An 18,144-nucleotide genomic window follows, 5' to 3' on the forward strand; every position below is an offset into this window, starting at 1 on the left:
AGGTGGTGGACGAGGTCGGGCAGCGCCTCCGGACCCACTGCTCCGCGCAGCGCAGGTCCGCGCGGCAGCCCGGCGGACCGCGGCTGTCGGGACTTCGCTTGCGCCGACGCCCGGGTGGCTTCCGGGCACGGATTGCCCTTTCATGCTCGCACTCGAAGGATGAGCATGGTTTCTGAACGGAAACGCGCACGCGGGGGCGCGGAGAACGAGGGCTGGGGAGGCCGGGCGTGAAACGGGTGGTGGCGGTTCTCGCCGGGCTGGTGCTCCTGTCGACCGTGGCGGGCGCCGGGCCGACGGGCACCGTGGCCGGCAGCGTGCGGGTGCGGCCGGGAGACGACTGGACGCTGCCGGGCTGGGTCCGTCCGTCGGCGAACTCGGGCCTGTTCTCCGAGACGGCCGCCCCGGAGTTCGGCGTCGGCACGCGCAGCCTCGACCTGAGCTGGCGCCAGCTCCAACCGGACGGGCCCGGGACGCTGGACCCCCGCGGCGTGGGCTTCGCCCAGGACATGAGCTTCCCGCCGCTGAGCCGGCAGCTCGCGGACCGGCGGCCCTTCTGGGCGCGCATCTTCGCCAGCGGGTCGCGGTGGGCGCCCGCGTGGGTGGCGGACGAGTGCGGCGTGGAGCCGATCGGGCCCGACTACGACGGGCAGTACCACCTGCCCCTGTGGGACGAGTGCGTGTGGGGGCGGCTGCTCGCGCTCTACCGGAGGCTCTTCGTCGACGAGGGCCTGCGCGCGGACCCGCGGCTGCGGCTGGTGTACGTCCCGGGCGCGTTCACGTGGGCGGAGTACGACTACGACCTGGTCAGCAAGGCGGCGGAGCAGGGGCTGACCTTCGAGAAGTACCGGTCGTGGTACCGGCACGCCTGGCGGGACCTGACCGCCGTTTTCGGGCCTTACAGCTCCAAGCTCGTGTTCACCGGCGAGGACCATCCGTGGGGGCCGTGGGGTTCGAGGACGGACCTGTTCGCCAAGCAGGCCGTCGAGGCGGGGCTCGGCATCCGGACGGGCATCACCGAGGTGTTCAACTTCCACCTGAGCGAGGCTCCCTCCTACGGGAGCCGCATCGAGCCCGACGGGCACATGACGGTGGACGAGTCCCTGCCCGTCCATGACGGACGGCATGTCGCCGCCACCGAGAACGAGTGCTTCAACGACTGCGACTACCACACGAGCGAGCCCTACTACGCCGTCCGGCAGGCGAACCTCAAGGCGCTGCAACTGCGGACGAACTGGCTCTACGTGGTCCCGGGCCCGTCCTACATGAGGCAGTTTCCGCTGCACTGGAGATGGGTGCGGCTGAGCATCGGCAAGACCGCCTCCGATTCGCCGGACGCGTGGGCCGCGCTGCGCGACGCCGAGGACACCTACTGGAAGAACACGGCGGGGCCCTTCACCGGTGCCCGTCGCTGGCCCGGGCGCCCGTGGGTGCGCAACCTCGAACGCTGGCTCGTGCAGCGGGACGTCGGCCCGGACGGCAGGGCCCGCCGCTCCACCGCCGACGTCCACAGCGGCGTCCTCGGGCCGGAGAACGGCACCGCCTACGAAGGACTGCGCACCGACCGCGCGCGGGGGCAGACGTCCCTGTACTTCGATCTCGACGACCGGTTCCTGCGCGGGCGGCGCGAACCGGTGCAGATCAAGGTGACGTACCGCGACGCGGGCGGGGGCGACTGGTGGATCGAGTACCGGGGCGGACGTTCCCCGGCGGTGCGCCGCACGGGCAGCGGGGCGTGGAAGGGGGCGTGGAAGACCGCGACGTTCCGGCTCCCCCGGCCCGCGTTCGCGAACGGCCTCGCCGGCGGGACCGACTTCCGGATCGCGACGGGCGCGGGCGACGACCTCGACGTGCGCTTCGTCCGGCTGGTGCGGCTGCGACCCCCCGCGCGTTGATGATTCTTCATGCTCTGTACTCTTCTTTTTCGAGCATGAATGAGCATAGAGTCGCAGGACGGATCGACCTTCGGGAGGGGCCATGGCCGGAAACCGCATCATGACCGAGATCGCCGCGCAGCCGGAGTGCTGGCGGCGGGCCGCCGGGCTGGCCGGCGGCCTGCGGGACGCGCTGCCGGCCCGCGGGGAGCGGGTGGCGGTCGTCGGATGCGGCACCTCGCTGTACATGGCGCAGGCGTACGCGGCGCTGCGGGAGGGCGCCGGGCACGGGGAGACCGACGCGTTCGCCGCCTCGGAGATGCCGCCCGGCCGCCGCTACGACCGGGTGCTGGCGCTCACCAGGTCCGGGACGACGACCGAGGTCCTCGCCGTCCTGGACCGGCTCGCCGGCTCGGTCCCGACGACCGCGATCACCGCCGACCCGGACACGCCGGTGTCCGGCAAGGCCGGCCGGCTGATCGTCCTCGACTTCGCCGACGAGGAGTCGGTCGTGCAGACCCGGTTCGCCACCACGCAGCTGGCGCTGCTGCGCGCGCACCTCGGAGAGGACCTGACGGCCGCGATCGCGGCCGCCGAGGCCGCGGTGGCCGACCCGGTCCCGCCCGGGCTGCTGGACGTCGAGCAGATCACCTTCCTCGGCCGCGGCTGGACGGTCGGCCTCGCGCATGAGGCCGCCCTGAAGATGCGCGAGGCCGCGTGCTTCTGGACCGAGGCCTACCCGGCGATGGAGTACCGGCACGGGCCGATCAGCATCACCGGTCCCGGCCGGGCGGTGTGGATGTTCGGCGGCCTCCCGGACGGCCTCGGCGAGGAGGTCGCCGCGACCGGCGGGCTGCTGCGCGCCGCGGACGCCGACCCGCTCGCCGAGCTGGTCCGGGTGCAGCGGCTCGCGGTCGCGCGGGCGAGCGCGGCGGGCCTGGACCCGGAGCGTCCCCGCCACCTCACCCGCTCGGTCGTCCTGGACGCCGGGCCCGGCGGTCCGGCCGCATGATCCTCACGGTCACCCTGAACGCCGCGATCGACGACACCTACGAGGTGCCGGACGCGCGGCTCGGCGCGGTCCACCGGGTGGCCGCGGTGCACTCGCGGCCCGGCGGCAAGGGCGTCAACGTGGCGCGGGTGCTGCACGCCCTCGGGCACGAGGTCGTGGCCGCCGGGCTGGCCGGCGGCCACGCGGGACGGCGCATCGAGGAGGGGCTCGCCTCCCTCGGCGTGCCCGCCGCGTTCACGCCGGTCGCCGCGGAGTCGCGGCGGACGGTCACCGTCGTCGGCGCCGAGGCGACGATGTTCTGCGAGCCGGGTCCGGAGGTGACCGGCGCGGAGTGGGCGGCGTTCCGCGCCGGCTTCGAGTCCCTGGCCCGGGACGCCGCCGTGGTCGTCCTGTCCGGGAGCCTGCCGCCGGGCGTCCCCCCGGACGCCTACGCGCGGCTCGCCCGCCTCGCGCCAGGCCCGGTGATCCTGGACGCCGACGGGGAGGCGCTACGCCTCGGGCTCGCCGGAGGCCCCGGCATCGTGAAGCCGAACGCCGAGGAGCTGGCCCGCGCGACCGGCACCGGCGACGCGGCCGCCGGTGCCCGCGCGCTCCGCGAGGCGGGCGCGGAGGCCGTGGTCGCCTCGCTCGGCGCGGGCGGCGTCTTCGCCGAGACCCCGGACGGCGTCCTGCGCGCCGCGCTCGACCGTCCCGTCCCGGGCAACCCGACGGGCGCGGGGGACGCGCTCGTGGCGGGCCTGGCGGCGGGGCTGGCCGCCGGCCTGCCCTGGCCGGAACGCCTCCGCCGCGCCGTCGCGCTGGCCGCCTGCGCGGTCGGCTCCCCCGTCGCCGGCGAGATCGACCCCGCCGGGCTCCCCGCGCTGCTGCCCCGTGTCACCCTCCGGACCGAGGAGAACCATGCCGCTCGCCCCCATGAGTGACGTCATCGCCGCACCGGCCGCGCAGGGCCGCGGTCTGGGGGCGTTCAACGTGATCCAGCTGGAGCACGCCGAGGCGATCGTCGCCGGCGCGGAGCGCGCGGGCGCGCCCGTGGTGCTCCAGGTCAGTGAGAACTGCGTCGCCTACCACGGCGCGCTCGCCCCGATCGGGCGGGCGGTGCTGGCGCTCGGCCGCGCCGCGTCCGTCCCGGTCGTCGTCCATCTGGACCACGCCACCTCGGCGGACCTCGTCCGCGAGGCGGTCGCCCTCGGGTTCGGGTCGGTGATGTTCGACGCGTCCGCCCTCCCGCACGAGGCGAACGTGGCGGGCACCGCCGAGGTCGCCGCCCGCTGCCGGGGCGAGGGCGTGTGGGTCGAGGCGGAGCTCGGCGAGATCGGCGGGAAGGACGGCGTGCACGCCCCGCACGCCCGCACCGACCCGGAGGAGGCCGCCGGGTACGTGGCCGCCACGGGCGTGGACGCGCTGGCGGTCGCGGTCGGCACGTCCCACGCGATGCTCACCCGCGACACCGTCCTCGATCTCGCGCTCATCGCCCGGCTGCGCGCGGCGGTGCCCGTCCCGCTGGTCCTGCACGGGTCCTCCGGGGTGCCCGACGACGGGCTCGCCGCCGCCGTCGAGCACGGCATGACCAAGATCAACGTGGCGACGCAGCTCAACAAGGTGTTCACCGCGGCCGTCCGGGACCGGCTGGCCGCCGACCCCGGCCTCGTCGACCCGCGCCGCTACGCCTCCGCCGGCCGCGACGCGGTCGCCGACGAGGTCGCCCGCCTGCTGCACGTCATCCGCGCGGGCCGCCGACGCGGTAGGTGATGTGGGTGACCATGGGAGTCCGGGCCACCTCGACCGGCTCCAGCGCCAGGTCGCCGACGCCTTCGAACAGGCGCTCCCCCGCCCCGAGGACGACGGGGGCGATGTGCAGGCGGAGCTCCTCCAGGAGGCCCGCCGCGAGGTACTGGTTCACGGTGCTCGCTCCCCCGGCGATCGCGACGTCCTTCTCCCCCGCTGCGGCCCGGGCCCGGGCCAGCGCCGGCTCGATCCCGTCGCTGACGAAGTGGAACGTCGTGCCGCCCTTCATCACGATGCTCTCGCGCGGGTGGTGCGTCAGCACGAACACCGGCGCGTGGTAGGGCGGCTCCTCGCCCCACCAGCCCGCCCAGTCCGGGGTCCACGACGGGCCGCGGTCGGGGCCGAACATGTGGCGGCCCATGATGTAGGCCCCCGCCGAGGTGATCTTCGCGATCTCCTCGGCGTTGGCCTCCTGCTCCTCGAACATCCACCGGTGCAGCCGCTCGCCGCCGTCCCCGAGCGGCTCCTCCAGGCGCTGGTCCGGGCCCGCGGCGAACCCGTCGACCGAAACCCCGATGTCACAGGTGATCTTGCCCATTGCGGTGCCTCCTCGGCGGCGCCCCTGCGGCGCCTTTCACCAGTGGATCGGAGCCGTGCTCGCATTCTCGACATCCCGGACCTCACGAAGAGGAAAACTTTGAACCCGCGGGCGGGGGCCGGACGTGCTGTGGGGTGTCGCGTGCGCGGCGGGGGGCCGAACCTGGGAGGACGACCTGACGACCGACAGCCGCCTGGAGCGGATCACAGAGGAGGACGTGCCGGCCGACGCCCCGGAGGCGGGTGAGCCGCCGAGACGGCGGCGGCGGATCGCGGCGCGGTCGGTGACCGGCGCGGCGTTCCTGCTCGTGCTGGTCGCGCTGGTCGCGCCAGCCGAGTTCGCCCGCCTGGCCCCGGGCGCGTTCGTGCGCGTCCCGATCGAGGGCGTGGTCGGCGTCGCGCTGGTCCTCGTGCTCCCGGCCGGGGCGAGGCGGTGGGCGGCGGGGGCCGCGGGGGGCGTCCTCGGGCTGCTGCTCGTGCTGAAAGTGCTGGACATCGGGTTCGACGCGGTGCTCGTCCGGCCGTTCGACCTGGTCCTGGACTGGCCGCTGCTGGGACCGGCCGTGGAGTTCGTCAAGGAGTCGTCCGGGCGGGCGGGGGCGGTCGCGGCCGTCGTGGTGGCGGTGGTGCTGGCGGTCGGCGTGGTCGTGCTGACGGCGCTGTCGACGCTGCGCCTGAGCGGCGTGGCGGTCCGGCACAGGAGACCGGCGTCCTGGGCCGCCGGTGTGCTGGGGACTGTCTGGCTCGCCTGCGCCGTGCTCGGAGCGCAGTTCGTCCACGGTGTGCCGGTGGCGTCCAGGAGCGCGGCGGTCCTCGCCTACGACCACGCGCGGCAGGTGCGGACGAGCCTGAACGACCGCAAGGAGTTCGCCAAGGCCGCCGCGGTGGACAGGTTCCGCGACACCCCGCCCGACAAGCTGCTGACCGGGCTTCGCGGCAAGGACGTCGTCCTGGCGTTCGTGGAGAGCTACGGGCGGTCGGCCGTGGAGAGCCCGCAGTACGCTCCGCAGGTCGGCGCCGTCCTCGACCAGGGGACGCGGCGGCTCCGCAAGGCGGGGTTCGCCGCGCGCAGCGGCTGGCTCACCTCCTCGACGGCGGGCGGCGGCAGCTGGCTGGCGCACGCCACGCTGCTGTCGGGCCTGTGGGTGAACAACCAGCAGCGGTACCGCGCGCTGGTGAACAGCGACCGGCTGACGCTGAACGGGGCGTTCCACCGCGCGGACTCCCGGACGGTCGCGCTCATGCCGGCGATCACGCGGGCCTGGCCGGAGGCGTCCTTCTACGGCTACGACAAGGTCTACGACGACCGGAACCTCGGCTACCGCGGACCGCGCTTCAGCTTCGCCACGATGCCCGACCAGTACACCCTGTCGACGCTCCAGCGCACCGAGCTGGCGAAGGACGACCGGGCGCCGGTGATGGCGGAGACGGCGCTGGTGTCCAGCCACGCCCCGTGGGCGTCCATCCCGCGGCCGGTCCCGTGGGAGCGGGTCGGCGACGGCTCGGTCTTCGACGGGATGGGCAAGGGCTACGACGCGCCGTGGCCCGCGCCCGGCCGCATCCGCGCCGAGTACCGCGCGTCGATCGAGTACACGCTGAACACGCTCGTCTCCTTTCTGGAGACCTACGGCGGCGAGGACACCGTGCTGGTCTTCCTCGGCGACCACCAGCCCGCGCCGCTCATCACCGGGCCGGGAGCGAGCCGGGACGTCCCGATCACCGTCGTGGCGAAGGACGGCGCCGTCCTGGACAGGATCTCCGGGTGGGGCTGGCAGGACGGCCTGCGGCCCGGCAGGGACACCCCGGTGTGGCCGATGAGCGCGTTCCGCGACCGATTCTTGACCGCGTTCGGAGGCTGAACGGAGATCGGGGGGACGGTCTCCGGGAAGGGTGGCGGCGTGACGTCCTTGTCTGCGGAGCCCGGCCGGCCCGCGGCGCCTTCGGCCGAGCCCGCGGGCCGGCTCGGCCCGCTGCACCGGCGCTGGCTGCTCGCGGCGGTCGTGGCGGCGCTGCTGGCCCAGATGGCCGCCGCGATGGTCACCACGGCCGTGCAGCAGAGCCCGACCGTCGACGAGCCCGTCTACATCAGCACGGGCGTGGTGTACCTCCGCCAGCACGACCTGCGCCACAACGCCGAGCACCCGCCGCTCGGCAAGCTGGTCATCGGGGCCGGGGCGGTGCTCGCCGGCCCGCACCTGCGCGCCTCCTTCACCGGCAGCGACTACCGGCTCGGAAGGCAGTTCCTGTACCGGTGGGGCAACGACGCGCAGCGGGTGCTGCTCGCCGGGCGGCTGCCCGTCATCGCGCTGACCCTGCTGTTCGGACTGGTGGTCTTCGCGTTCGCCCGCGACCTCGCCGGCCCGGCCGGCGGCCTCACGGCGCTGGCCCTCTACTCCTTCTCCCCCGACGTCATCGCGCACGGGTCGCTGGCCACGCTGGACGTCCCCACGGCCGGTCTCCTGCTGACGTCGGTGTGGCTGCTCTGGCGCGCGAGGCGCGGACCGCGGCTCTACCTGCCGCTCGCCGGGGCGGCGCTCGGCGCGGCCCTGGCGACCAAGATGAGCGCGCTGCCGGCGCTGCCGGTGCTCCTCGTCCTGGCGGCGGTGTCGGTCTGGACGTCGCGGCCACCGCGCCGTCCCGTGACGACCGCCGTGCTGTCGGCGGCCGGCGTCGGCGTCCTGGCCGTCGCGGTGGTGTGGGCGAGCTATCTCGCCGTCGACCCGCGCCTGCGCTGGGCGGCTCCGGCGAGCCTGCCGTCCGTCGGCGGTCTGCGCGGGCTCGCCGCCGGCTGGCTGCCGTTCCCCCGGCCCTTCCAGGACGGGATGCGCGCGCAGTTCGGTTTCGAGAACATGCGGTGGACCGGTTTCCTGTTCGGCGACGTCTACCGGGGCTCCCGCTGGTACTACCTGCCCGCCGCGCTGCTGGTGAAGACGCCGCTGGGCATGCTCGTCCTGTGGGCGGCGGGAGTCGCCGCGACGGTGGCGCTCCCCCGGCTGCGTCCGGCCGCCCCGTACCTTCTCGCGCCGACGGCCGTGCTGCTGGCGGTGGCGATGACCGGGTCGCGCGACCTCGGCGTCCGTTACGCCATCTTCGTCCCGATCTTTCTGGCGGTGGCGGCGGGCGGCACGGTCCTCCTCCGATGGCGGTGGGCCAGGGGCGCGACGGTCGCGCTGCTGCTGCTCGTCGCGGTCAGCTCGCTGCGGGCCTTCCCCTACTACCTGCCGTACTCCAACGAGGCGTTCGGCGGCCCGTCCAAGACCCACCTGCGCCTGCACGACTCCAACGTCGACTGGGGCCAGGATCTCGGACGGCTCGCCGATCGCCTCCGGGAGCGGTATCCGGGCGAGCCGGTCTGGCTGGTCTTCAAGGGCAGCGGCGTCCCGTCCGCCTACGGCATCCGCGCGCGCGACCCGCTCACCGCGCCGCCCGGCCAGGTGCGCGGCCTGCTGGTGGTCTCCGACAGCTGGCTCGTCAAGAACGACCCGCGCCTGACACCGCTGCTCCGCACCAGCGAGCCGATCGACGAGGTCGGGTACTCCGTCACCATCTTCCGCCGGCCCGCGCCGCGCCCGTAGCGCCTTCCTCGGGCCGCCGGGTCAGCGGCGGTGGGAGTGGGCGCGGGACCAGAGGGCCGCCCAGCCGCCGTGCGCCAGCCAGGACGCCGGGACGCGGAGCCCGCGCTCGGCGATCTCGTCCCAGAAGACGGCGGTGTCGGCGCCCAGCTCGCGGACGGCGGGCAGGGCCCGCTGCCAGGGGCCTTCCTCGTCCTCCAGCGCCGTGGCGGGGTAGCCGGGGACGGTGGTGGTACGCGGCGGCATCACGGGGACGAGGCCGATGTCCGGCGCAGCGCAGGTAACGGTCACGGCCAGCGCGCACAGCAGGGGCTCGGCCGTCGGCTTGGCGAAGGCACGGGCGATGACCGGATCGTCCCGGAGGGCGAGGACCCCGATCGCGCGGCGGACGCGGCGCGCCACGAGGTCGAGGGAGTAGGCGTCGGCGATGGCGGGGAGTTTGACCAGCCTGCGCAGCGTCTTCGGCAGCGGCGGCTCGCCGAGCAGGAGCGGGAGCTGGTCGAAGCGGTCGCGCAGCGCCGGGTCGAGGGCGTCGAGCGCGCCGCGCAGTGGCCGGTGGCCGGAGGCCGTCCAGAGCCGGCCCAGATCAGCGGCGCCCTCCTCCAGGGCGCGCCCGACGGCCCCGGTGAGCTGCGGGCCGCCGAAGCGCCGCAGCCGGACGAGCGCGGCGTCCGGCCCCGTCCCGGCCACGGCGGCGAAGGCGCCGAGCGCCTCCGGAGCGACCCGCTCCCACGACCCGAGCGCGAGCTCGCCGAGGGCGGGACCGGCCTCCTCCACGAGGCGCGGCGCGGCGCGCCGCCGGGCCGGACGCACCGGCGGGAGCTCCTCCGGCACCGGCGCGGCCTCGTCCTTGGCGGTGCCGGGGATCCCGGCGATCCAGTCGCGGAACCGCTGTTCGAGGGTCTCGTCCGGCGCGTCGTTGAACCTCGCCGCGATCTCGCTGACCCGCCAGCCGCGGGACGCGGGCCGCAGCGGCATCAGTTCGGCGTTCACGACCAGCAGGCCGTCGGTGTCGTAAAGGCCCGCGAGCCCGCTCCGGCCCTCCCTGGCCTCCTCGACATAGGCCGGTCCGGCGATGCAGTTGCCCATGTGGTCCGCCCATTCGGCGACGTCCCGGGCGCTGCGGGCGATCTTGAGCCGGAGGCGGGTCCCGGGGACGGTCGCGCCGTCCAGGGCGGCGAGCGGCGCCGGGACGGCGAAGTCGCCGGTCAAGGCCTCGGCGATCGCGGTGGCCGACATCAGGCCCGCGGTGAGGGCGGCCCACGTGCGGGGCGCCCGCGGCGGGACGCCGCCGAGCGCGACCAGCTGCGCCGCGCCGGACACGGCGCCCATGAGCGAGTCGAGGCGCGGGGTCAGCGGCTCGCCCGCCGGCGGCGGGTCGTGGTCGAACCACGGCCGGCCGGTCCCGGGAGTGGGCTGCGCCCGCTCGTGCCCGTACAGCCGGGCGAGGGCATCGATCAGGTCGGCGTACCAGAGGAGGTCGGCGGCGGTCTCCGCGGTCGCCGGGTCCTGCCCCGGAGCGAGCCTGCGGCGCAGGGGCTCGGCGTCTCCCAGCATCGGCCCGGACCACGGAAGGATGCCGTCCCACTCGGCGGGCGGGCGGCCGTACCCGGCCCCCTCGCGCCAGCTCTCCAGGCTGGGCGACCATTCGCGCAGCAGGTCGTCGTGCGTCCCGACCATGTCGTCCATCAGGCGCCCGATGTCCTCGACGACGACGAGCGCGAAGTCGCGGGCGCAGGCCAGGCGCGGCCTGACATAGCCGGCGGCCTTGGCGTCCATCGGCCTGCCGGCGGCGAGCCTGTGCGCGAGGTCGCGGACGTAGGCGCCGGGACGCACGGGGAGGCCGGTCAGCCCCGGCACGCGCCGCACCGCCTTCCCGGCGGCCCAGTCGGGCATCAGGGACGCGGCGGCCCGCAGCATCGGGGCCGACCGCCCAAGGCCGTCCTCCAGGCCGTGGTCGGCGACGGCCGCGGCGGTCCGGACCAGCGCGGTGGCGGCGATCGCGTCCGCGAAGGCGCGCTGGAGGCGCTCGTGCCAGTACCAGCGGCCGGGGGTCCAGCGCGCGATGTCGGCGAGCGAGGGCTGCTCGTCCGCCAGGTCGATGCGCACCTGCCACATGATGTGCTCGTCGTCGTCGTGGCGGCGGCGCGCGCGCAGGTCTTCGAGCCGGTCGCGGCGGCTCTGCGTCGCCAGCCGCGCCTCCCGGCGGGCGAGCCCGGCGCGGCGCTCGGCGACCCGCTCCCACAGATCCAGGATCAGCGCGAGCCTGCGGGGCGCGGGCACCGGCCCGAACACCTGCCGCAGGTACCCCGCGAGCACGGACGGCTGCCCGCCCGGGGTGAGGTCGACGCCCTCGGGAGCCTCCAAGGCGAGCACCCGTTCGAGCTGCTCGGGCCCGAGGACGTCGCTGGCGGCCGACGCCAGATGCAGCGCCGCCCAGCGCCCCTCCTCGGCGGCCCGCCCGGCGGCCGCGCCGACCCGCTTGGTGACCGAGGGCCCGAAGAGCGCGACGAGGACCCCGGCCCGCTCACCGAGGCGGTGCGCACCGCTCAGGCCGACCGCCCGGAGCGCGGCCAGGACCGCGTCCCGCTGGTCCCCGCGCGCCCCGTCCAGCCGCGCGGAACGGAACCCGCCGCCGAGGTCGACGCCCGCTCCGGCCGCGACGGCGCCCCCGTCGGCGACGAGCAGCGAGAGCTCCCGGACGGCGTCGGCCACGTCCTGCGCCGGGGCCTCCTCGGGCCCCAGCGCGACGGGCGTCCCCGGACGCGCGCCCGCCCCGTCCGGCAGCCGGTGCGGTCCGGAGGGACGGGCGATCCAGGCATGACGCCCGGACGCCACCACTCCCCCAGAAAGCCGGATCTTCACCCGCCCCATCTTCCTCCCGGCGGCCGCACGGGCCAACGGATTTCCCCGCATCCGGCGACCCGTGTGGTTCCCTGTGGTCATGTACGACGTGATCATCGCGGGCGGCGGGCACAACGGCCTGGTCGCGGCCGCCTACCTGGCGGGCGCCGGCAGGCGCGTGCTGGTGCTGGAACGGCTCGGGCACTTCGGCGGGCTGGCGGTCTCGGCGCGCGTCTTCCCCGGCGTGGACGCGCGGCTCTCGCGCTACTCCTACCTGGTGAGCCTGCTGCCGTCACGGATCGTCCGGGACCTGCGCCTGCGCATCGAGCTGCGCGGGCGGCGGTTCGCCTCGTACACGCCGGCCGGCGACGGCGGCCTGCTGATCGACAACGGGGACGCCGCGCGGACGGCCGCCTCCCTCAAGGGCGACGCCGACGCCTGGCGGAGGTTCTACGCGATGGCCGGTCACGTCGCCGAACGCGTCGCGCCGACCCTGCTGGAACCGCTGCGCGACCGCGCGGGATTCCGGGAGGTGGTGGACGACGGGGAGGCCTGGCGCGACCTGTTCGAGCGGCCCATCGGAGACGTCGTGGACGAGCGCTTCACCGACGACACCGTCCGCGGCGTCGTCCTCACCGACGCGCTGATCGGCACGTTCGCCGACACCTCCGATCCGTCGCTGCTGGCCAACCGGTGCTTCCTCTACCACGTCGTCGGGAACGGGACCGGCGACTGGAACGTGCCCGTCGGCGGCATGGGCGCGGTGACCGGGGCCCTGGCCGACGCCGCCCGCGCGGCCGGGGCCGAACTGCGCTCGGGCATGGAGGTCCTGCACGTCGACCCGGCCGGAGAGGTCACGTTCCGGGACGCGGACGGCGCCGAGCACGCCGCCTCGGCCAGGTGGGTGCTGGTCAACATGCCGCGGGAGGGGACGGCCGAGGGGTCGCAGCTGAAGGTGAACATGGTGCTGTCGCGGCTGCCGCGGCTGCGCGACCCGTCCGTCCGGCCGGAGGAGGCGTTCGCGGGCACCTTCCACATCAACGAGAGCCGGGAGCAGATCGACAGGGCCTACCGCGAGGCCCGCGACGGCCGCGTCCCCTCGGTCCCGCCCGCCGAGGTGTACTGCCATTCGCTGACCGATCCGTCCATTCTCGGACCGGAACTGCGGGAGGCCGGGGCGCACACGCTGACGCTGTTCGGCCTGCACATGCCCGCGCGTCTGTTCCGGTCCGACCCCGAGGGCTCGCGCGCCGCGGCGCTGCGCGCGACGCTGGCGTCCTTCGACGCGGTACTCGCCGAGCCGATCGAGGACTGCCTCCTGCGCGCCCCCGACGGCACGCCGTGCCTGGAGGCCAAGACGCCCGTCGACCTGGAGAACGGCGTCGGCCTCCCTGGCGGACACATCTTCCACCGCGACCTGTCGTGGCCGTTCGCGGAGGCGGCCGCGGAACACGGGCGGTGGGGCGTCGAGACCGAGCATCCGCGCGTGCTGCTGTGCGGGGCGGGCGCCAGGCGGGGCGGAGGCGTCAGCGGAATCCCAGGCCACAACGCGGCCCGCGCCGTCCTGGACGCCGGCTAGAACCTGCCTCGGCCGAGCACGCGAACGCGTGAACTGCCCGGTGCGGCGAAGCCGGAGGCGAGCTGCACCGGGCAGATCGCGAAGCGATGCCGCGTTCGCCCAGGCCCGGTCACGTAGCGAGCCGCCAGGCGAGCGAAGTGGGCCGGAACTGAGAAAACACGGCTAGCGCCCGCAGGCGCGGTGCAGGGCCGCGACCGCGGCCTCGGGGTCGTAGGACGGCAGCACGGCGGCCAGGTGACCGTCCGGGCGGACGATGTGGACCGTGTCCGCGCCGGAGTGCAGGGCCGCCCGCAGTGCCCCGCCGGTGTCGATGTCGTCCAGCGCGTGGACCTCGTGCGGGACGTCCGTCGGCAGCCTCTCGGCTCGCCCGCCCTGGGTGAGGACCACGAACCGTGTGCCGAACAGGCGGCGCAGGCGGGTCGGTTCCCCGTCCACGACGCACGGCCCGTCCGGGCAGAGGACGCCCGGCAGCGGCGGCCGGACGGCCCCGGGACCGCGCGGGAAGTCCTCCACCGGCCCGGCCGGGGTCGTCAGCGGCGAGTCCAGGTACCAGAACGGCTCGGCGAGCCTGCCCGAGTCGACGATCGTGCGGGGGTCCGGGTGGGTCCGGGCCGCCTCCAGCGACTCCAGCCGCCGGGCCCGCTGCCGCGGGGTCCGCGGGACGAGGAACTCCATCGTCCGCGTGGTCACCCGCAGGTTCTCCTCGGCGGCCGCCCGGCGCTCGGCGTCGTAGCTGCGCAGCAGCGTGGGCGGGGCCCAGCCGTGCCGGACGAACGCGAGCTTCCATGCGAGGTTCTCCGCGTCCTGCACGCCGGAGTTCAGACCGCGGGCACCGAACGGCGCGTAGACGTGGGCGGCGTCCCCGGCCAGGAAGGCGCGGCCGGACGCGAACGCCGCCGCGACCCGCTCGTGGAACCGGTACACGGTGGCCCACACGATCTCGTACGGGACGTCCCCGGTGATCCTGCGGATGCGGGCGTCCAGCGCGCCCGACCCGCGCTCGGCGTCGAGGTCGAGGTCGGCGGGGACCTGCCAGTCGATGCGCCACGTCCGGTCCGGGCACTGGTGGACCAGGACCTGGCGCCCGGGATTCCATTCGGGGTCGAAGTAAAACCGCCGCTCGCTCGGGAACGGCAGGTCCGCCCGGATGTCGCAGATGAGGAACCGGTCGGTGAAGGTGCGGCCGGGGAAGCCGATGCCGAGCAGGTCCCGGACGGCGCCGTGCCCGCCGTCCGCGCCGACCAGGTGGGTGCCGCGCACGGCGGCGCCCTCGGCGAGGGCCTCGACGCCGTCCCCGTCCTGGCGCAGTCCGGTGACGCGATGCCCGTACCGGACCTCCACGAGCGGTTCGGCGGCGGCCAGGTCCCGCAGCCGCGCCTCGACCTCCGCCTGGGAGATGTTGATCCAGGGCGGCACGGCGCCGCGCCCGGCGCCCGGGAAGGTCACGGCGAACAGCTCGTCCCCGCGGTGGTAGGTGCGGCCGGTCGTCCACGTCACACCGCGCGCGATCATCGTCTCGGCGCAGCCGACCCGGTCGAGCACGTCGAGGACGTCGCGCTGGAAGCAGATCGCCCGGGACCCGGACGGGTCGCGGCGGGCGGTGGCCTCCAGCACCACCGACGGCACGCCGTGCCGCGCCAGCAGCAGCGCCGTGACCAGGCCGACGGGACCCGCGCCCACGACGACGACCGGCTCGCTGCCCCTCACGCCTCCACCTGATCACGTCGCGGCGTTCCCGGCCACCTCCCGCGCGCGCTCGGCGGCCCGCTCGATCGTCCGGTCGGCGACCCGCCGGTCCTGCCAGCCGCGAACGTCGGTGCCCTTGCCGGGTTCCAGGCTCTTGTAGATGTCGAAGAAGTGCGCGATCTCGTCGAGGACGTGCTCGTGGACGTCCCGCAGGTCGCGGATCCCGGCGTAGCGGACGTCCCCGGCCGGCACGGTGAGGATCTTCGCGTCGGGGCCGCCCTCGTCGTGCATCCAGAACACGCCGACGCTGCGCACCCTGACCACGCACCCGGGAAAGGTCGGCTCCTCCAGCAGGACCATCGCGTCCAGCGGGTTCTCGTCCTCCGCCCACGTGCCCGGGATGTAGCCGTAGTCCACCGGATACTGCGTCGAGGTGAACAGCATCCGGTCGAGCCGGATGCGGCCGAGCCGGTGGTCCATCTCGTACTTGTTGCGCGATCCCCGGGGGATCTCGACGATCATGTCGATCTCCATGAATCCCTCCCCAGGGGAGCACTACCCACGAGTCGCCCCGCCACCTCAGTGGGCGGCGGCGTTCCAGTCGGGGCCGGTGCCGATGGCGACCTCCAGGCCGACCGCGAGCGGGTAGGCCGTCGTCATCCCGGTGCGGACGATCTCCCGCACCGCGTCCGCCTCGCCGGGCGCCACCTCCAGGACGATCTCGTCGTGCACCTGGAGCAGCAGTCGGCTGGCGAGCCCTGCGGCGGTCAGCGCCTCGTCCACCCGCAGCATCGCGATCTTGACGATGTCGGCGGCGGAGCCCTGGACCGGGGCGTTCAGCGCCATCCGCTCGGCGGTCTCGCGGCGCCGCCGGTCGTCGCTGTTCAGGTGGGGCAGGTAGCGGCGGCGGCCGAGGATCGTGCGGGTGTGGCCGGTGGCCCGGGCCTCGGCGACGACGTGGTCGAGGTAGTCGCGGACGCCGCCGAGCCGCTCGAAGTAGGCGTCCATGAGCGGGCGCGCCTCGGCCACCGGGATGCCGAGCTGCCGGGAGAGGCCGAACGCCGACAGCCCGTAGGCCAGCCCGTACGACATCGCCTTGATCTTGCGGCGCATGTCCGGGGTGACGCCTCCCGGGGCCACTCCGAAGACCCGCGCGGCCATCGTCGTGTGCAGGTCCTCGCCGGACTCGAACGCCGCCAGCAGCGTGGGGTCCTGCGACAGGTGCGCCATGACGCGCAGTTCGAGCTGGCCGTAGTCGGCCGTCATCAGCGCCGCGTAGCCCTCGCCGGGCGTGAACGCGCGGCGGATGCGCCGCCCCTCCTCCGTCCGGATGGGGATGACCTGGAGGTTCGGGTCGGCGGAGGTGAGCCGGCCGGTCGCGGCGACGGTCTGCTGGAAGTCGGTGTGGATCCGGCCGTCCGCGCCGATCTCCCGGATGAGCCCGGTGACCGTGGAGCGCAGCCTCGCCTGGTCGCGGTGGCGCAGCAGGACCTCCGGCAGGCCGTTGTCGGTGCGGGTGGCGAGCCAGGTCAGCGCGTCCACGTCGGTGGAGTACCCCGACTTGATCTTCTTGGTCCTGGGCAGGTCGAGCTCGCCGAACAGCACCTCCTGGAGCTGCTTGGTCGAGGCGGGGTTGAAGCGGCGCCCGGCGATCTCGGCGGCCTCGTCGGCGGCGCGCTCCATCCCGGCGGAGAAGTACCGCTCCAGCTCGTGCAGCTGGCCCGCGTCGACGTGCACGCCGGCGCTTTCGGCGCGGGCGAGCAGGCGCGACAGCGGCAGCTCCACGTCCCGCAGGACCTCGTCCATGCCCGTGGACGCCAGGTCTGCGGCGAACACGCCGGCGAGGTCGAGGACGGCGCGGGCGCTCAGCATCAGCCCGGCCGCGCCCTCGGCGGACGGGCGGCGCCCGAGATGGCGGCCCGCGAGGTCGGCGATCCCGTAGGCGGCCAGGCCCGGCAGCAGGAGGTAGGCGGCCATCGCGGTGTCGGTGGCGATCCCGTCGAGGCTCCGGCCGCGCTCGCCGAGGACGCGCAGCAGCGACTTCACGTCGTGCAGCGCCTTCGGCCGGGCGGGATCGGCCAGCCAGGCGGCGAAGGCCCGCTCGTCCTCCGCGGTGAGGACGGACGGCTCGAACGACGCGGCGTTCCCGTCGCCCGCGGCCAGCGCGATCCGCGTGATTTCGCCGGCGCCGCGCGCCCACGTGTAGTCGGCGGCCAGCCCCGTCAGGCCGGTCGCGTGCGACGCGAGCCAGGGGGCCAGCTCGTCAGCCCCCAGCTCCCGTCCCTGGACGTGGTCCGGCTCGGCGTCCGGCGGGGGGCGTCCGCCGCCCGGGTCCGCCGCGAACAGGCGCTGCCGGAGGCTGGCGTTGCGGAACTCCAGCTCGTCGAGCAGGGAGGTGAAGGCCGCCAGGTCGTACGGGCGCCGCCGCAGGCCGGCGGGCTCCACCGGGAGGTCCAGGTCGCGCACGAGCTCGGTCAGCCGCCGGTTCAGCGCGACCGTGCCGGCGGCGGCCCGCAGCTTCTCCCCCGCCTTGCCCTTGACCTCGCCGGCGCGCTCCAGCAGGGCGGCCAGCGACCCGTAGTCGCGGACCCACCGGGCGGCCGTCTTCTCCCCGATGCCGGGGATGCTCGGCAGGTTGTCGGACGGGTCGCCGCGCAGCGCCGCGAAGTCGGGGTACTGGGCCGGGGTGAGCCCGTACCGCTCCCGCACCGCGCCGGGCGTGTACCGGATCATCTCCGAGGCCGTCCGGTAGAAGTACAGGACGGTGACGCCGTCGCTGACGAGCTGGAGCACGTCCCGGTCGCCGGTGACGATCAGCACGTCCATGCCGTCCGCCTCCGCCGCCGTCGCCAGCGTCGCGATGACGTCGTCGGCCTCGTAGCCGGGGGCCCGCACCACCGGCACGCTCATCGCGGCGAGCAGCCGGTCGAGGAGGGGCAGCTGGCTGCCGAACTCCCGCGGCGAGCGCGCCCGTGTGGCCTTGTACTCGGGGAACGCCTCGGTGCGGAACGTCTGCCGGGAGACGTCGAACGCGACGGCCGCGTGCGTGGGGCGCTCGTCCCGCAGCACGTTGGCGAGCATGTTCGCGAACCCGTACACGACGTTGGTCGGCTGCCCGGAGGTGGTGGTGAAGTTCTCGACCGGCAGCGCGTAGAACGCCCGGTAGGCCAGCGAGTGGCCGTCCAGGAGCAGCAGGCGGGGCCGGTCCGTCATGTGTCACATCCTGGCACCCGGGCATGGGGCATGAAACCGGCGGCG

At 75.1% G+C, this 18,144-nt stretch carries 12 protein-coding genes; 7 read left to right on the plus strand and 5 right to left on the minus strand.

Annotation, left to right across the window (positions count from 1 at the left end):
* Nucleotides 1-227 precede the first annotated feature (227 nt).
* The 4 genes from AB0C84_RS12480 (at nt 228) to AB0C84_RS12495 (ending at nt 4,632) form a co-directional block, all read left to right on the plus strand.
* Nucleotides 228-1,892, plus strand: coding sequence for a hypothetical protein (locus AB0C84_RS12480; RefSeq protein ID WP_361064657.1), 1,665 nt, complete (start codon nt 228-230; stop codon nt 1,890-1,892).
* 82 nt (nt 1,893-1,974) lie between these two features.
* Nucleotides 1,975-2,883 carry a sugar isomerase gene (locus AB0C84_RS12485; RefSeq protein ID WP_361064660.1) on the plus strand — a complete coding sequence of 303 codons (909 nt, stop codon included), beginning with the start codon at nt 1,975-1,977 and terminating at the stop codon, nt 2,881-2,883.
* Nucleotides 2,880-3,803 carry a 1-phosphofructokinase family hexose kinase gene (locus tag AB0C84_RS12490; RefSeq protein WP_361064663.1) on the plus strand — a complete coding sequence of 308 codons (924 nt, stop codon included), beginning with the start codon at nt 2,880-2,882 and terminating at the stop codon, nt 3,801-3,803. The genes AB0C84_RS12485 and AB0C84_RS12490 overlap by 4 nt, the downstream gene beginning before the upstream one ends.
* Nucleotides 3,781-4,632 carry a class II fructose-bisphosphate aldolase gene (locus AB0C84_RS12495; protein ID WP_179847947.1) on the plus strand — a complete coding sequence of 284 codons (852 nt, stop codon included), beginning with the start codon at nt 3,781-3,783 and terminating at the stop codon, nt 4,630-4,632. The genes AB0C84_RS12490 and AB0C84_RS12495 overlap by 23 nt, the downstream gene beginning before the upstream one ends.
* Here AB0C84_RS12495 and AB0C84_RS12500 read toward each other — a convergent pair.
* On the minus strand, nt 4,601-5,206 hold the full coding sequence (locus tag AB0C84_RS12500) for a dihydrofolate reductase family protein (RefSeq protein WP_361064667.1): 606 nt from the start codon (nt 5,204-5,206) through the stop codon (nt 4,601-4,603). The two genes, AB0C84_RS12495 and AB0C84_RS12500, sit on opposite strands and share 32 nt — an antisense overlap.
* A gap of 124 nt (nt 5,207-5,330) precedes the next feature.
* On the opposite strand from AB0C84_RS12500, the gene AB0C84_RS12505 reads away from it, so the two are divergent.
* Together AB0C84_RS12505 and AB0C84_RS12510 are read left to right on the plus strand one after the other, a co-directional pair.
* Nucleotides 5,331-7,064 (plus strand): sulfatase, encoded by a 1,734-nt coding sequence (locus AB0C84_RS12505; RefSeq protein WP_361064670.1) that lies wholly within the window; start codon nt 5,331-5,333, stop codon nt 7,062-7,064.
* Nucleotides 7,065-7,103: 39 nt separating this feature from the next.
* Nucleotides 7,104-8,780 (plus strand): phospholipid carrier-dependent glycosyltransferase, encoded by a 1,677-nt coding sequence (locus AB0C84_RS12510; protein WP_361064673.1) that lies wholly within the window; start codon nt 7,104-7,106, stop codon nt 8,778-8,780.
* A gap of 21 nt (nt 8,781-8,801) precedes the next feature.
* Here AB0C84_RS12510 and AB0C84_RS12515 read toward each other — a convergent pair whose 3' ends face one another.
* Complete coding sequence (locus AB0C84_RS12515; protein ID WP_361064676.1) at nt 8,802-11,642, minus strand: hypothetical protein; 2,841 nt, start codon at nt 11,640-11,642, stop codon at nt 8,802-8,804.
* A gap of 79 nt (nt 11,643-11,721) precedes the next feature.
* Between AB0C84_RS12515 and AB0C84_RS12520 the strand changes: the two genes are divergently transcribed.
* Nucleotides 11,722-13,200 carry an NAD(P)/FAD-dependent oxidoreductase gene (locus AB0C84_RS12520; protein WP_361064679.1) on the plus strand — a complete coding sequence of 493 codons (1,479 nt, stop codon included), beginning with the start codon at nt 11,722-11,724 and terminating at the stop codon, nt 13,198-13,200.
* 162 nt (nt 13,201-13,362) lie between these two features.
* Here AB0C84_RS12520 and AB0C84_RS12525 read toward each other — a convergent pair whose 3' ends face one another.
* Genes AB0C84_RS12525 through polA form a run of 3 tightly spaced genes read right to left on the minus strand, consistent with a single transcriptional unit; the run spans nt 13,363 to nt 18,099 of the window.
* Nucleotides 13,363-14,907, minus strand: coding sequence for an FAD-dependent monooxygenase (locus tag AB0C84_RS12525; RefSeq protein WP_361064682.1), 1,545 nt, complete (start codon nt 14,905-14,907; stop codon nt 13,363-13,365).
* Between the two features lie 12 nt (nt 14,908-14,919).
* Nucleotides 14,920-15,420 carry an inorganic diphosphatase gene (locus tag AB0C84_RS12530; protein WP_258943231.1) on the minus strand — a complete coding sequence of 167 codons (501 nt, stop codon included), beginning with the start codon at nt 15,418-15,420 and terminating at the stop codon, nt 14,920-14,922.
* Nucleotides 15,421-15,465: 45 nt separating this feature from the next.
* On the minus strand, nt 15,466-18,099 hold the full coding sequence (gene polA / locus AB0C84_RS12535) for a DNA polymerase I (RefSeq protein WP_361064685.1): 2,634 nt from the start codon (nt 18,097-18,099) through the stop codon (nt 15,466-15,468).
* Between the last annotated feature and the right edge of the window lie 45 nt (nt 18,100-18,144).

The sequence above is a fragment of the Actinomadura sp. NPDC048955 genome (genome assembly GCF_040649435.1).
Lineage (GTDB): Bacteria > Actinomycetota > Actinomycetes > Streptosporangiales > Streptosporangiaceae > Spirillospora > Spirillospora luteofluorescens.

Coding starts and splice junctions, on each gene's coding strand:
- AB0C84_RS12485 (WP_361064660.1), top strand. CDS start 1,975: ATGGCCGGAAACCGCATCATGACCGAGATCGCCGCGCAGCCGGAGTGC.
- AB0C84_RS12490 (WP_361064663.1), top strand. CDS start 2,880: ATGATCCTCACGGTCACCCTGAACGCCGCGATCGACGACACCTACGAG.
- AB0C84_RS12495 (WP_179847947.1), top strand. CDS start 3,781: ATGCCGCTCGCCCCCATGAGTGACGTCATCGCCGCACCGGCCGCGCAG.
- AB0C84_RS12500 (WP_361064667.1), bottom strand. CDS start 5,206: ATGGGCAAGATCACCTGTGACATCGGGGTTTCGGTCGACGGGTTCGCC.
- AB0C84_RS12520 (WP_361064679.1), top strand. CDS start 11,722: ATGTACGACGTGATCATCGCGGGCGGCGGGCACAACGGCCTGGTCGCG.
- AB0C84_RS12530 (WP_258943231.1), bottom strand. CDS start 15,420: ATGGAGATCGACATGATCGTCGAGATCCCCCGGGGATCGCGCAACAAG.
- polA (WP_361064685.1), bottom strand. CDS start 18,099: ATGACGGACCGGCCCCGCCTGCTGCTCCTGGACGGCCACTCGCTGGCC.